The organism is Candidatus Pelagibacter sp. Uisw_090 (genome assembly GCF_047717845.1).
Classification (GTDB): domain Bacteria; phylum Pseudomonadota; class Alphaproteobacteria; order Pelagibacterales; family Pelagibacteraceae; genus Pelagibacter.
Genome location: NZ_CP159810.1, coordinates 279,324 through 294,713 on the forward strand (window position 1 = coordinate 279,324; position 15,390 = coordinate 294,713).

Sequence of the window (15,390 nt, forward strand, 5' to 3'; positions counted from 1 at the left end):
TTTCATGGATCAACAACAAAACATCTTACAGATTGAAAATCTATCTAAGTATTTTGGAGGCTTGGCTGCAGTTTCAGATTGCTCTTTAAAGATTAAGAAAGGATCTATTACAGGTATAATAGGACCTAACGGCTCAGGTAAAACTACCTTGTTTAATTTAATTGCTGGAAATTTAAAATCTTCACAAGGAAAAGTGTTATTTAATGATGAAGATGTGACAGATGTTCCTTCCTATGAATTATTTTCTAAAGGAATTTTAAGAACGTTTCAAATAGCACATGAGTTCACTAATCTTTCTGTGCTTGAAAATTTAATGATGGTTCCTAAAAATCAATCAGGTGAAAATTTAATGACAGCTTTACTAAAACCAAGTTTAGTTAGAACTGAAGAACTTGCTGTAAAACAAAAAGCTCAAGATGTAGTTGATTTTTTAAATCTAACTCATTTATCAAATGAATTAGCTGGAAATTTATCAGGTGGCCAAAAAAAATTATTAGAACTTGGAAGAACTATGATGGTTGATGCAAAATTAGTATTGCTTGATGAAGTAGGGGCTGGTGTTAATAGAACACTACTTAAAGATCTAGGTACTGCGATTCTTAAGTTAAATAAGGAAGAGGGGTACACATTTTGTATGATCGAACATGATATGGAGTTTATAAGTAGATTGTGTAACCCTGTTATTGTTATGGCAGAAGGGTCAGTTTTATTTGAGGGTACTGCTGAAGAAGCTAAGAAAGATGAAAAGGTTATAGAAAGTTATTTAGGCAGAGGATCAAAAATAAAGGATGAAAATTAATGGCTTTTTTTGAAGGCTTAAAAATGACAGGCGGTTATGGTAATGGACCTGATATCATTAATTCTTGTTCTGTTGATGTGAACAGAGGTGAAATAGTTTCAATTCTTGGGCCTAATGGTGCTGGTAAATCAACAGCCATGAAAGCAATGCTAGGTCTCTTAAGTTTAAAATCAGGCTCAGTTATAATTGATGGCAAAGATATTTCAAAACTTTCACCACAAGATAGGGTGAGAGAGGGTATTTCATTTGTACCACAGACAAAAAATGTATTCTCAGGAATGAGCGTTGAAGAAAATTTAGAGATGGGGGCTTACTTAAGAGATGATAATTATCAAAATATTATAGAAGAAATTTATGAACTGTTTCCAATACTTAGAGAAAAAAGAAATCAATTAGTTGGAGAATTATCAGGAGGTCAAAGACAACAAGTAGCTCTTGGTAGAGCATTAATGATAAAACCATCTGTGTTAATGTTAGATGAACCAACTGCTGGAGTTTCTCCAATAGTAATGGATGAATTATTTGATCATATAATTAAAGTTAAAAGAACTAATGTTGCAATTTTAATGGTCGAGCAAAATGCTAAGCAAGCTCTTAACATTTCTGATCGAGGATATGTGTTAGTTACAGGTGAAAATAAATATTCAGGAACAGGAAAAGAATTATTAAACGACCCAAGAGTAAGAAGCTCTTTTTTAGGTGGATAGTATGGAATTTTTAAACGCAATTATATTACTATTAAATTACATTTTTATACCAGCACTTACGTATGGCTCGCAACTAGCATTAGGTGCAATATTTGTAACTTTAATTTATGGAATTCTGAGATTTGCTAATTTTGCAACTGGAGACATGATGGCTTTTGGTACAATGGTTACAATATTGTTCACCTGGTATTTCCAATCACTTGGAATTTCTTTAGGAGTTTTACCAACAGCATTACTTGCCATTCCTTTTGCAATTGTTTTAACAATTGGGTACATGCTCTTAATCGATAAATTTGTTTTTAGATATTATAGAGTAAGTAAAAGTCCTCCTGTTCAGCTTGCAATGGTTAGTATTGGTGTGATGTTTGTAACTCAAGCAGTAGTTAGAATAATAATAGGACCATCAGATCAAAGATTTTTTGATGGAGAAAGATTTATTATCAAAGCAGGTGAGTTCAAAGAAATGACTGGACTTAACGAAGGTTTAGCAATTAAATCTAGCCAGGTATTAACAATATTTGTAACAATTGTATTAGTTTCTATTTTATTTTGGTTTTTAAACAAAACTAAGACAGGAAAAAGCATGCGTGCTTACTCTGATAATGAGGATTTAGCTTTATTATCTGGGATTGACCCTAAAAGAGTAGTTATGATTACTTGGATTATTGCAGGTATTTTGGCGACAATTGGTGGGGCTTTATATGGTTTAGACAAAAGTTTTAAGCCATTTACCTACTTTAATAACATGTTACCAATTTTTGCTGCAGCAATTGTTGGGGGTATTGGAAACCCGTTTGGAGCATTTTTAGGAGGGTATGTCATAGCATTTTCGGAAATATTCTTAACCTATGCTTATAAAAAATTCTTTATGTATGTTTTACCAGCAAGCATGGAGCCAGAAACTTTAGTTCAACTATTATCAACAGATTATAAATTCGCTGTATCATTTTCTATACTGGTGATCGTTTTACTTTATAGACCTAACGGAATATTCAAAGGGAAGGTGCTGTGAGAAAGCACTTAAACGTGATTACAGCCTACACAATAATGATGGGTTTAATTATCTTAGTTGGAATATTTCAATCATGGAATGTAGCTCTATCAATTTTTAACATGTGTTTGATTTCTGCGGTAATGACCATGGGTGCAAATATTCAATGGGGGTATGCAGGTTTAATTAATTTTGGTCTTATGGGTTATGCAGCATTAGGTGGATTAGCTGCAGTTTTGATATCTGTTGAACCCGTACAAGAGGCATGGGTTGCAGGTGGTTTTAGTATTTTAATGTCTTTGTGGTTAATAGTCGTGATGGTCTTTGCAATACGCTTTGTATTAAAAAATTTTGAAAAATCTAAAATTAGAACTTATGGTATTGCTACAATTATTATTGCTGGAATTATCATTATAAGAGTTACATCAGAGACAAGTATTGAGGCTATTGAAAATGTTAACCCTGCAACAACAGGATTTCTTGGCGGATTAGGATTGCCAATTATGTTTTCTTGGATTGTAGGTGCATTTTTTGCAGCAGGTCTAGCATTTATAGTTGGTAAAGTTGCGTTAGGTTTACGAGCAGATTATCTAGCTATTGCAACATTACTTATTTCAGAAATAGTTATAGCCATTATTAAACATGAAGATTGGTTAACAAGGGGAGTTAAGAATGTAATTGGACTGGATCGACCAGTACCTTATGAAATTGAACTCCAAACTAAAGAATGGTTTATAAATCTAGTTGCAAAATTTAATTCTGGAAAATTAGATTTAATCTCAAGTATTAATGATAAACAGGCAGCCCTTAATCAATTAGTAATTGAGGGATCATCAGTTTTTGTAAAACTTTGTTATTCAGGTTTATTTTTAATTGTTGTTATAGCTTTATTAATAGTTACTCAAAAAGCTCTTTACTCCCCATGGGGAAGAATGATGCGTGCGATAAGAGATAATGAAGAAGCTGCTAACGCAATGGGAAAAAATGTTGTTAAACAACACTTATTAATTTTTATTTTAGGCTCAGCTATAGTTGGAATTGCTGGTGCCATGTTAGTTACTCAAGATGGTTTATTTACACCAGGTAGTTACCAGCCCATGAGGTATACTTTTTTAATTTGGGTTATGGTTATTGTTGGAGGAAGTGGAAACAATTTTGGAGCAATTTTAGGTGGTTTTGCAGTCTGGTTTTTGTGGATTGAGGCAGCACCAATTGCACTATTCTTAATTAATCTATTTACAGCAGGTTTAGCAGACACACATTCGTTAAAAATTCATTTAATTGAAAGTGTTCCATACTTTAGATATTTAATGATGGGTATGGGTCTTTTACTGATCATGAGGTATCGACCTAAAGGTATACTTCCTGAGAAAATCGAAATAAAATAAAGATATTATGAAATACATTATACTAGGAGCTGCAGTAGCATGGGCTATGTACATCGGTGATAAATATTTTTTTTAATGAACAAGAATTTATGGTTGCTGATTTTAAGTCAGGTTTTTGCTTTCACAGCAGCACCCGTAACAGTTTTTTTAAGTGGAATAATTGGTTCTCAATTTAGCCCAGTAAAATCTTTAGCAACTCTACCGATGGCCTTATCAATTGTAGGTATAGCTATTTTTGCAATTTTTGCAGCAAAGGTAATGAGTATAATTGGACGTAGAGCAGGATTTATGCTTGCTTCTGTAGTGAGCTCCTTGTCATCTCTTCTAGCTGCTTACTCAATAATCAATGAAAGCTTTATTCTTTTTAATTTTTCATGTTTTTTACTGGGCGCAGGAGTAGCCTTTAGTCATCAATATCGTTTTGCAGCTGTTGAAACAGTAAAAAAAGATATGGCACCTAAAGCAATATCCATAATATTATTAGCCGGAATAGGTTCAGCTTTTATAGGACCAAATGTAGCTAATATAACAAAAGATATCATAGCTGAACATTTATATGCTGGATCTTATATTGCACTTGCAGCTTTAACTCTTACTTCAACAATTTTTTTATTATTTTATGAAGATGGACATAAACTAAATCGCGTTAACAAAAAAATCAAACGTAGTTATTTAGAGTTAATTTCTCAACCAAGATTTCTACAAGCTTTAGTAGCTTCTGCCTTTGCTTATGCTGTGATGTCATTTTTAATGACTGCAACCCCAATAAGTATGCATGTAATGGAAAAAATAAGTTTAACTAAAACAGGGTTTGTAATTCAACTTCATATCGCAGCAATGTTTTTACCATCACTAGTTACAGGCAATTTGATAAGAAAATTTGGTCATAGTAAAATAATGTATGCAGGTGTCGCTTTATTTTTAATAACAATTTTAATAAGTTTGTTTGAGCAAAACTTTGTTAATTATTTAATTGCGCTGATATTTTTAGGATTTGGCTGGAATTTTTTATTTATATCTGGAACAAGTTTACTAGTTATATCTTATAGAGAAGATGAAAAATTCAAGGCACAAGGCTTTAATGATTTAATTGTTTATTCTATTCAAGCAGTAGCAAGTTTATCGGCAGGAGTTTTTTTAACTTTAACAAGCTGGAAAACAATGAATTTAATTTGTTTAATCTTTTTAGCTATAATCATTTTATCAACATTAAGAGCAGATTTTAGAGAAAAAAAATAAGATGGATATTTTATCTTATTTTCAACTCGGTTTAATAGAAATTTATTATGTAATATTTATAGTATTTATTGCATCTATAATAAGAGGTTTTAATGGTTTTGGTTTTTCTGCAATATGTATATCAGGTTTTTCTTTTATACTTCCGGCTATTGAAATAGTTCCAATCATCTTAGCGTTAGAGGTAATAATTAGTATTTTTATGGTTCCATATATTTGGAACAAAATTGATTGGAAATTTGTTTTTAAAATATTATTAGGAATGATAATTGGTTCTCCAATTGGCCTTTATTTACTGAAGTATTTAAATCCACAAATAATTCATTTATCTATTTGTTTGTTAATAATATTTTTTTCAATTTTATTAATGCAAGGATTTTCTAACCAAAAAATTAATAATAATTATGGAAAATTTTTTACAGGCATAATTTCCGGAACACTAAATGGGCTTACAACATTGGGTGGTATGCCAGTGGCACTTTTTTTATTAATCACAAGTATTCAGCCAGCAGTAATTAGAGGTTCGTTGGCAGCTCTATTTTTTTTGACAGATATTTACGTATTTATTCTAAGTTTTTTTTCAGGAATTGTTGATATGACAACTATTTATAGAGTAATTCCATTAATTATAATTTTACCATTAGGAGTTTTTATTGGTAATAAATTTTTTGTTAAAAGTAAGGAAGAAACTTATAGAAAAGTTGTATTTTATTTTTTAATAATTATTTCAATTATTGGAATCTTAAGAATTGTAAGTAGTTTTTAGATAAAAAAACCCCCCAGCAACTTTCACTGCTGAGGGTTTTAAAATTAAAATATTAATTATCTTTGTTTTTTATTTTTAAATTTTCCACCTTTGATTTCTTTCTCTAAGAAAGAGCCTTCAGCTTCACCAACGTTAGTAAAAGAAACTCCAGTTGCACCTTCGTAGTCAACTTTTTTACCTTTAGCTAATAAATCTAAACCTTTTTTAAGTTCACCTGGATAAATCTTAGTTCCAGGACCGTTAGCAACATCCATTACATTTTTAGCAATAGAAGCTCTATCAGCTGATCCACCTGCTTGCATCGCTAGAACGATTAAAGCTGCTGCATCATAAGATTCACCAGTGTAAGGTCCAGACGAGTCAATGCCGGCCGCTTTAGCAACTGATGCAAAAGTACCTGCTGTTTTTTCGTTCATTGAACCAGGAATTGAACCAAAAGATTTATTTAAATCTTTTCCAAAAGCTTCAGTTAATGAGTCACCGATCATACCATCAGATAAAATAAATTTATCAAATGCGCCAGAGTCTAAAGAACCTTGTATAATTCCTTTTCCACCTTGGTCTAGGTAACCAATTACAGCTACCGCATCTCCACCTGCTGCAGCTAATGTAGCTACTTCAGATGAGTAATCAGCTTTTCCATCTTCGTGAGCAGATACAATTGTTACTTTAATGCCATGTGCTTTTAAAGCTGCCGCATAAACGTCAGCTAAACCTTTTCCATAGTCATTATTTGTATAAGTAATAGCAACACTCTTAACTCTTCTGTCTTTAGTAATGTCAGCTAAAATTTGTCCACCTCTAGCATCAGAAGGAGCCGTTCTAAAAAAATCCTTTGTCATCTAGAGTTGTTAATCCTGGTGAAGTTGCTGAAGGTGAAATCATTACTACACCATTTGGTACAGCAACATTTGATGCAATAGCACCAGTTACACCTGAGCAGTCAGCACCCATAATCGCTGCTACACCTTGTGAAATAACACCTTCAGCTGCTGCAGTTGCTGCTGCTGAGTCAACACAAGTTGAGTCTGCTCTTACTACTGTAATAGTTTCTCCACCTAATAGTGAGCCCGAATCAGAAGCTTCTTTAAAAGCAAGTTCAGCAGATGCAGCCATAGCTGGTGTTAGAGATTCAATAGGACCAGTAAATCCTAAAATAATTCCCATCTTAACTTCTGCGAATGTATTCGTTGTAAAAGTTGAAACGAATATAAATGCAGCAATAAATAGTTTTTTCATTATTTCCTTTTTTAATTGTTAACAATTTATAAAAAAGAAATTAAAGCTTATTTGAAAAAATTTTCAACAGGTGATTTATCTAATTTTTGAAGCTGATAGACAGAGATAATCACAATTGTCCCACCAATTGCGCTAAGCAACGTAGGAATTTCTCCAAAAATAAAAAAAGTTAGAATTAAACCGAATATTGGGAATAAAGAATAGAAAGGCATAACTTTATTAACTGAATAAAATTTATAAAGATAAAACATAGAAGTATGAGCAATTACTGAGACCATTACTCCATTATGAAGTAATAGGAGCCAGGTATTAATGTTTATGTCCATTAAGTGGCCAACTGTATTCCCTTCAGAAAAAATTGAAAATAATAAGATTGTTATAAAACCTGTAAATCCCATGATCATATTTGTAAATTTTACATCAATTTCTTTTATGTATCTCGAGAACACATTTGCAATTCCATAAAAAAAAGCTGAAACACTGCATAAAAAAATTGCATAAATTTCTCCTTTTAAATTTGGATCATATCCGACTAGAAAAATTCCAAAAAAAGAAACCAATATTAATAACCATTGTTTTGTATTAACTTTTTCACCAAGAAAAATTGAACTAGCAAGAAGTGCAAATGGTATTGCAAGTTGTGCTCCTATAATAATTGGTGCAATGAATGTTGCCTCACCTAATGCTAGATTTAAAAAAAAAATAACCCCAAAACCCATAGTTAAAGAAAAACCAGCCAAAGGAAGAAAATATTTTTTATCAGGAACTTTAAATTTACAGAAAGGAAGAAGGAAAATAAAAAGTATAAGCATTCTTAAAGATCCAGCTAGCATTGGTGGTAAGGATGTATTTAAAGCAAGTTTATTTACTGGATAGGAACTTCCAAAAATAAACATAATAAATAAAATTAAAAAGTAATGCCTTGCAGTCAAATAATTAACCCATAGTGAATGGGTCGGTCATCGGCTTATCCGAAGAATTATACCATGTTGTTTTTATTCTTGTATATTCTTTAATAGACTCAATGCCTGCTTCTTTACCATAGCCACTGTCTTTAATTCCTCCAAATGGTGCCATAGGTGAAATTAATCTATATGTATTTACAAAAACTATTCCTGCTCTCACTGCCTTAGAAACCCTCATGCCTCTCCCAAGATTTGAGGTGTAAACTCCAGAAGATAAGCCATATTTATTATCATTCATTTGCTTAATTACTTCTTCTTCAGTGTCAAATTTCATTACAGATAATACTGGACCAAATAATTCATTTTCTGCCGTAGGCAAGGTATGATTTTTACATTCAATTATCGTGGCTGGAAAATAATAGCCTTTATTTGATATGTTAGATCTTTTTCCTCCACATCTAATTTTTCCACCTTGTTCAATAGTAGCTTTAATATTTTTTTCAATATTTTCTAATTGTTTGAAACTATTTAAAGGACCCATTTGAGTATCTTTTTCCATTGGAGCACCTAACTTAATCTTTTCTGCTTTTTCGACTAATTTATCCAAAAACTCATCATAAATTTTTGATTGAATATAAAGTCTTGATCCTGCAATACAGCTTTGACCACTTGCGCCAAAAATTCCAGCAGTAATTCCGTTAAGAGCATTTTCTTGTTCGGCATCATTAAATACAACAACGGGGCTTTTACCACCAAGTTCCAAACTAACTTGAGATAAGTTTTCAGCAGAATTCTTTATAATATTTTTTGCAGTTTCTGGACCACCTGTGAATGCTATTCTTTCAACAAGGTCGTGCATAGTTAGCGCTCTACCACATGGCTCACCTAAACCTGTAATGATATTAACAACTCCTTTTGGTATTCCTGCTTTTTCAACTAATTTAGCAAATTCCAACAAGGTTACGGGTGCTAGCTCTGATGCCTTTATTACAACGGTATTTCCCATTGCAAGGGCAGGAGCTAATTTTACAGCAGTCAATAACATTTGAGAATTCCATGGAATGATTGCAGCAATTACACCAATAGGCATTCTAGTTGTTATTACTTGCATATCAGGCTTGTCTATTGGTACAACCGTACCTTCTACTTTATCTGCAAGACCTGCAAAGTAATCATAGTACTCAGCAATATAATCGGCTTGTGTTTTAGTTTCTCTAAAAATTTTCCCAGTATCTTTAGTTTCAATAATACCAAGATGTTCAGCATTTTCTCTTAATTGATTTGCTAAAGACCTTAAATATTTAGCTCTATCTCTTGGATGTAAGTTAGCCCACGATGTTTCAAAAGCTTTTTGGGCAGCCTTAACAGCGTTGTCAACATCCTTTGTACCTGCCTCAGGTACAGTTGCCCACACTTCATTATTCTCAGGGTTTAAAGTTTCAATAGTTTTACCAGATTCAGAGTCAACCCATTGACCATCTATGTACATTTTAAATTTTTGAATTTTTATCATTTAATTATTAATAAAATTTTTAAGATTTATATTAACATCATCTGCACACTCTATACTACAAAGATGTTTTGCATTATTTATCTCAGTAAAACTTGAATTTATTAAATCATTAGATAAGGATTTTGACATTTTAACTGTTGAACCTGAATCATCTGATCCTGTCATTACAAGAGTTTTAGTTTTTATATTTTTGATCATATCTATATCATCTTGATGATACGCAAATAACTTATAGGCTTTTAAAAAATTTAAATGATCTTCACCATCTTTTGTTAAAATTTTTATAAATTGATCGTAAATTTCTGGATATTTATTTAAATATTTATCTGTAAACCATCTTCTAAGTGCTTGTTTTGAAATTGGTTTATTTAGTTTTGCTTGTTCAAATCTTTCGGTAACCAAAGCTCTTTGTTCAGCAGTTCTTTTATATGCTGTTCCTATCACAGTAAGGCTTTTTAATTTATCTTGAAATTTAGAAGCAAAATCTAATGCAATCAATGAGCCAAGAGAAAATCCAATAAGATTAATTTTATCTATTTGCAAAAAATTTAATAAATAATCTAATTGATTTGAAAAATCATTCAAAGTGACTTCATCTTTATCGTATGGAGTTTTTCCGTGACCTAATAAATCATAAGTAATTATTGAATGATTATTTAAAGAATTAATTTGAGGCTCCCACATTTCATGATCTAACCCAACACCATGAATAAAGACTAGTGGTTCTGTACTATTATCAATAAATGAATAATAATTTTGATTTGGATCAAAATTTTGAGACATTAATTTATTTAGGATCTAGTCCCATTTCTTTCATATCTTGGTAACGATCTCCTGTTCTAGCATGAGCTCTTCCACTTGAAGCACCGCCAATAGCAATAACTATTTCATCATCAAAAGGAGCATCATGTATAGTAAATTCATGAGTTAGATAATAAGGTCTTAGTCCAGAATCTATTTTATGCATCATTGGTATAGACATTTTTGATCCAGCTGGACCTCTAGTATTAGTAAAGCTCAGATAAGAAGTTCCACCAACAGCATCCCTAAATTTATTTCCAAATCTTAGTGTATGAATAAAAGCAGATGCGTGTTCTATTTCTCCATTTAGTCCAACAGTGCCTGCTTTACCATAGGCTAAAATTTTTTCAGGTGAACCAATCTCTTTTATTAACTCAGGAACTAAAATATCACCTAACTTAGGTGCTAAATCTAAAATAATTGGTTTTAAATCTTCAACAAAACCTTTTCCATGCCATGGATTTTTAAATACAGCAGCAACAGAAACCATTAAAACTGGTTCCTTAGCTTCCTTACCACCTTCAATAAAAGTTTTATCTACAAATTTTGCAAACTTTCTAAGTTCCAATTTCATTAACTTGCTTTCTCTATGATTGAACTATCTAAATTGATCTTTGGTATAACTTCATCATTAAACAGTTTTATACTTCTCATGCAAGTCTCATGATCTATTCCAGGAAAATTAGACCAAACCTGGAGATTTTGTAAGTTTAACTCTGACTTTAGTTCGTTTATTTTATTAACAACATACTCTGGTGTCCCAAATAATAAATTTCTTTTATGTAGAAAGTCATAATTAAGTAAATCTAATTTATGCTTTGTTTCTGGTAACTCTTCGTCTGGATCCATATGATTACCCAATCCTCTCCAATGACAAACCCACTTCATATAATTGATAATATGTTCACCAGCCATTTTTTCAGCTTCTTCCATAGTCTCTGCAACAAACATATCTCTTACTAAAGAAACACCTTCTCCAAGTAGAACATCTCTATTTTCAGCTTTAGATTTTGCATCTCTGTAGATCTCAAATCTAGTTTTTAATGCTTTAATAGTAGGTATCCACATAATTGTATTTAAACCGTTTTGTGCTGCCCATTTAATTGAACTTGCTCCATCAACTACTTGCCATATAGGAGGGTGAGGTTGTTGTTTTGGTTTTGGAACAACACTTATTTTTTTTACTTCATTTGTGTTGGTATCTAGAAACTTTTCATTAGGAGGACTCATGTCATGTTGCCATGTAAAACCAGGAGTAGGGTAGGTATAAAATTCACCTTTATGACTAAAAAATTCTTCAGTCCATGCTTTTTTCATTATGGTTAATGACTCATCAAACAATCTAAAATTTTTAGCCTGATCCTTTAGGTCAGCCTCTTTGTTCATATTGATTGCTTCTCTTCCATAAATTCCTCTTCCAATACCAACATCAACTCTTCCTCCAGACAATTGATCTAGTAAAGCTATGTCTTCAGCTAAACGGATGGGATTATGAAATGTAATTACATTGCAAGCTTGACCTATTCTAATTTGTTTTGTTCTAGCTGCAGCATCAACCCCCATCATTAATGGGTTAGTACAAGATTCCATTCCTTCATGATTGAAGTGATGCTCTGTATACCAAATGGAGTCCCAATTATTTTCATCACAGTAAGTAGTGATTTCTTTGGTTTCGTTTAATAATTGATTATAAGGTTTATGATTCCAATTAGTAGTGTTACAAAAATATCCAAATTTCACTCAAACCTCCTTAAATAGTTAAATTTAAAGACGACTGATCCCACTTTCGTAACTACTTTAGTACCTTTTAAACCCAGTATAACGACGAGTTATGTATCGCTTATAAGAAGAGGTTAAATTAACTAGACAAAATAATCAATATATTTAATCTTAGAATATAATTATATTCATGAAATCAAATAAAATTGACCCCAAATTTAACCAGCACCAAAACCCCAAGATAGGGTTAGTTGCTCTTGCAAGCGACTATATGATTGAAAAAGATTTTATTAAAATAATTAAGGATAAAAAAATTGATTTTTTTGTTAATAGAATTGAGTGTTTTAATCCCCTAACAAGAGAAAATCTAATTAAAATGTCTGAAAAAGTAACAGAAGTAACAAGTGACATTCTTCCTGGTGAAAAAATTGATTGCGTTGCCTACGGGTGCACCTCAGGTACTATTGCTGCAGGCTATGACTCTATTGAAAAAAAAATAAAGAAAGCAAAACCAGAAGCTATAGTTACGACACCAAGCACATCATCAATCAAAGCACTGAAAAAACTAAAAGTTAATAAAGTTGCGATTTTCACACCTTATTCAAAAAAGTTAAATGACGAAGTTTTAAATTTTTTTAAAAAGGAAAATTTTGAAATTACAGCAAACTCCTACTTTGGTATAGAGTCCGACATTGATATAGGAAAAATTGATCCTAGCTATCTATATGAAATTCTTTCAAAAATGGATTTAAATGAAGCTGATGCTTTATTTATTTCATGCACAGCTTTACCTGCTTTATCAATAATTGAGATGCTTGAACAAAAACTAAATAAAATTGTTTTATCAAGTAATCAAACTTTAATCTGGGATTCTCTTAATGCAATTAATTACAAAGAAAAGATTGAAGGTTTTGGAAAATTATTTAATAGTTAAGGTATATGAATTTTAGCAAAGAAGAATATAAAGCTAGACTAAAAAAAGTTCAGAGCTCAATGCAAGAGAAGGGTATAGAACTATTAATCTCTAGTGATACGGCTAATATGAATTATTTAACTGGCTATGATGCTTGGTCATTTTATTACGCTCAAGCTGTAATTATACACGTGAATGATGATGAGCCATTATGCTGGGTTAGAAAGCAAGACTCAGGTGGAGCCTATATAAAAACTTATTTAAAAAATGAGAATATTTTAGTTTATGATGAAAAATATATTCATACTTGGCCAGTGCACCCTTACGATAATTTAATAGAAATTATAAAAGAGAGAAAATGGGATAAACTTACAATAGGTTTAGAAATGGATAGTCATTATTTTACCGCTTATTGTTATGAAAAAATGAAACAAGGGTTACCAAATGTTAAGTTAAAAGATTCTGAAAGATTAGTTAATTGGGCTCGTGTTGTTAAATCTAATGCTGAGATAGAACTTATGAAATCTGCAGGCAATAATTTCCCAAAAAGGAATGCAAACAGCAATCGAAGTTATAAATCCTGGTGTAAGACAGTGCGATGCCGTGGGTGAAATTCAAAAAGCATTATTTTATGGAACCCCAGAATTTGGAGGTGAGTACTCAAGTATTGCAACATTACTTCCAACAGGAAAAGGTACTTCAGCATCACATTTAACAGCAACTCAAGACAAGTTTGTGGAAGGTGAAGCTACAATTATAGAGCTTTCAGGGGTATATCAAAGGTACCATTGTCCAATGGCTAGAACAGTTTTACTTGGAAAACCCGATCAATTGAAAATTGATACTATGAATAAAACAAATGAGGCACTTCAAGCTGGAATAGATGCTGGAAAACCTGGACAAACAGCAGATGATGTCGCTCAAGCTTTTTGGAAAATTCTAGATAAATATGGAATAGAAAAAACCTCTAGAACTGGTTACTCAATAGGAATTGGCTATCCACCAGATTGGGGTGAACATACCCTTAATATATCTAAAGGCGATATGACTATTCTAGAACCAAATGTTACTTTTCATATGATTGCTGTAATGCAATTTGGAGGGTGGGGTGTTGAAGCGTCAGAAGCAATACGAATAACAGACAAAGGGTGTGAGTTATTTTGTAATTTTTCAAAAGATCTTTACATTAAGTAGTTGAAATAAAAAAACTTGATAAATAAGCCAACAAATGTTTTAAATCCCCTGGAGAAAATATGGCAAAAAATAAAGAATTTGTAAAATTTGACAATGTAGACAAAAGCTACGATGGCAAAATATTAGTTGTTAAAGGATTAAATTTAGATATCGAAGAAGGTGAGTTTGTAACAATGTTAGGACCCTCAGGTTCTGGTAAAACAACTTGTTTAATGATGCTTGCTGGTTTTGAAACTCCAACTCATGGAGAAATTTATCTAGATGGTAAGGTAATTTCAAACATTCCACCTCACAAAAGAGGAATTGGAATGGTATTCCAAAACTATGCTTTATTTCCACACATGACTGTTTATGAAAATTTAGCTTTTCCATTAAGAGTTAGAAAAATTCCAAAAGATGAAGCAGATAAAAAAATTGATAAAGCTTTATCAATGGTTTCACTTCATGGTTTTGAAGCAAGAATGCCGATGCAATTATCTGGGGGACAACAACAACGTGTTGCTGTTGCAAGATCATTAGTTTTTGATCCACAGGTAGTACTTATGGATGAGCCACTTGGTGCATTAGATAAAAATTTAAGAGAAAGCATGCAATATGAAATTAAACATATTCATGAAAGTATTGGCGTAACAGTTGTTTATGTAACACACGATCAAACTGAAGCGTTAACAATGTCAAATAGAATTGCAGTTTTCAATGATGGTAAAGTTCAGCAGTTATCAAGCCCAGATGAATTATATGAAAAACCAGTTAATTCTTTTGTCGCTGAGTTCATTGGAGAGAATAATAAATTTTTAGGTCAGGTTGAAGATATTTCAGGTGATAAATGCAAAGTAAAATTAGAAGATGGTACTGAAATTTTAGCAAATCCAGTTGCTGTAAAAGCAAAAGGAGATAAAACTAAAGTTTCACTAAGACCTGAAAGAGCAATTATAGATCCTACAGATAAAATGGATAATAATCATAAAGGTAAAATTGAAGAAATAATTTATCATGGTGATCATACAAGACTTAGAGTTGATTTACTTGGAAATAAAGATTTTATCCTTAAAGTACCAAATAGTACTGCAAGACTAGACCTTAAAAAAGGTAATGTACTTAATATAGGCTGGAACAGTGTTGACTGTAGAGCTTTAGACCCAAAATAAACTTTAAGAATTTCTTTAATAAATAAAGGCAAATTAGACATAATTGGCTGTTGACTAAACTGGCTGATATT

General features: G+C 31.8%; 15 protein-coding genes and 1 pseudogene. 10 read left to right on the plus strand and 6 right to left on the minus strand.

Translation table 11 applies throughout. The features are described 5' to 3' along the window. Positions 1-4 precede the first annotated feature (4 nt). The 6 genes from ABXT58_RS01480 (at position 5) to ABXT58_RS01505 (ending at position 5,887) form a co-directional block, all read left to right on the plus strand. Positions 5-799 carry an ABC transporter ATP-binding protein gene (locus tag ABXT58_RS01480; protein WP_415304282.1) on the plus strand — a complete coding sequence of 265 codons (795 nt, stop codon included), beginning with the start codon at positions 5-7 and terminating at the stop codon, positions 797-799. Next, positions 799-1,506 carry an ABC transporter ATP-binding protein gene (locus ABXT58_RS01485; RefSeq protein WP_415290109.1) on the plus strand — a complete coding sequence of 236 codons (708 nt, stop codon included), beginning with the start codon at positions 799-801 and terminating at the stop codon, positions 1,504-1,506. Before ABXT58_RS01480 ends, ABXT58_RS01485 begins: the two co-directional genes overlap by 1 nt. 1 nt (position 1,507) lies before the next feature. Further along, a complete protein-coding gene (locus ABXT58_RS01490; protein WP_415304283.1) occupies positions 1,508-2,518 on the plus strand; it encodes a branched-chain amino acid ABC transporter permease in 1,011 nt (336 codons plus the stop codon). Between the two features lie 35 nt (positions 2,519-2,553). Next, positions 2,554-3,885 (plus strand): branched-chain amino acid ABC transporter permease, encoded by a 1,332-nt coding sequence (locus ABXT58_RS01495; protein WP_415304906.1) that lies wholly within the window; start codon positions 2,554-2,556, stop codon positions 3,883-3,885. Between the two features lie 75 nt (positions 3,886-3,960). After that, a complete protein-coding gene (locus tag ABXT58_RS01500; protein WP_415304284.1) occupies positions 3,961-5,124 on the plus strand; it encodes an MFS transporter in 1,164 nt (387 codons plus the stop codon). Position 5,125: 1 nt separating this feature from the next. Then, the gene (locus tag ABXT58_RS01505) at positions 5,126-5,887 is read left to right on the plus strand and encodes a sulfite exporter TauE/SafE family protein (RefSeq protein WP_415304285.1); all 762 of its coding nucleotides are present in this window, start codon (positions 5,126-5,128) and stop codon (positions 5,885-5,887) included. Between the two features lie 56 nt (positions 5,888-5,943). On the opposite strand, the pseudogene ABXT58_RS01510 reads toward ABXT58_RS01505, so the two are convergent. The 6 genes and pseudogenes from ABXT58_RS01510 to ABXT58_RS01535 form a co-directional block, all read right to left on the minus strand. After that, a pseudogene (locus ABXT58_RS01510) lies at positions 5,944-7,126 on the minus strand (ABC transporter substrate-binding protein). Between the two features lie 47 nt (positions 7,127-7,173). Then, positions 7,174-8,058, minus strand: coding sequence for a DMT family transporter (locus ABXT58_RS01515; protein ID WP_415304286.1), 885 nt, complete (start codon positions 8,056-8,058; stop codon positions 7,174-7,176). A 4-nt stretch (positions 8,059-8,062) separates the two neighbouring features. Continuing rightward, positions 8,063-9,544, minus strand: coding sequence for an aldehyde dehydrogenase (locus ABXT58_RS01520; protein ID WP_415304287.1), 1,482 nt, complete (start codon positions 9,542-9,544; stop codon positions 8,063-8,065). Beyond that, positions 9,545-10,327, minus strand: coding sequence for an alpha/beta fold hydrolase (locus ABXT58_RS01525; protein ID WP_415304288.1), 783 nt, complete (start codon positions 10,325-10,327; stop codon positions 9,545-9,547). It lies immediately after the preceding gene. Positions 10,328-10,331: 4 nt separating this feature from the next. Further along, positions 10,332-10,919, minus strand: a complete 588-nt coding sequence (locus ABXT58_RS01530) for an amino acid synthesis family protein (RefSeq protein WP_415304289.1) — start codon at positions 10,917-10,919, stop codon at positions 10,332-10,334. Further along, positions 10,919-12,085: an LLM class flavin-dependent oxidoreductase gene (locus ABXT58_RS01535; RefSeq protein ID WP_415304290.1), complete on the minus strand. Its 1,167-nt coding sequence runs from the start codon at positions 12,083-12,085 to the stop codon at positions 10,919-10,921. Before ABXT58_RS01535 ends, ABXT58_RS01530 begins: the two co-directional genes overlap by 1 nt. A 169-nt stretch (positions 12,086-12,254) precedes the next feature. Here ABXT58_RS01535 and ABXT58_RS01540 point away from each other — a divergent pair, with 169 nt between their 5' ends. From ABXT58_RS01540 to ABXT58_RS01555, 4 genes are read left to right on the plus strand one after another with little or no spacing between them, the layout of a single operon-like run. Continuing rightward, a complete protein-coding gene (locus ABXT58_RS01540) occupies positions 12,255-12,998 on the plus strand; it encodes a racemase (RefSeq protein WP_415304291.1) in 744 nt (247 codons plus the stop codon). A gap of 5 nt (positions 12,999-13,003) precedes the next feature. After that, positions 13,004-13,588, plus strand: coding sequence for an aminopeptidase P family N-terminal domain-containing protein (locus tag ABXT58_RS01545; RefSeq protein ID WP_415304292.1), 585 nt, complete (start codon positions 13,004-13,006; stop codon positions 13,586-13,588). Further along, a complete protein-coding gene (locus ABXT58_RS01550; RefSeq protein WP_415304293.1) occupies positions 13,530-14,171 on the plus strand; it encodes a M24 family metallopeptidase in 642 nt (213 codons plus the stop codon). Before ABXT58_RS01545 ends, ABXT58_RS01550 begins: the two co-directional genes overlap by 59 nt. Positions 14,172-14,230: 59 nt before the next feature. Then, positions 14,231-15,319, plus strand: coding sequence for an ABC transporter ATP-binding protein (locus ABXT58_RS01555; protein ID WP_415304294.1), 1,089 nt, complete (start codon positions 14,231-14,233; stop codon positions 15,317-15,319). Positions 15,320-15,390: the final 71 nt, after the last annotated feature.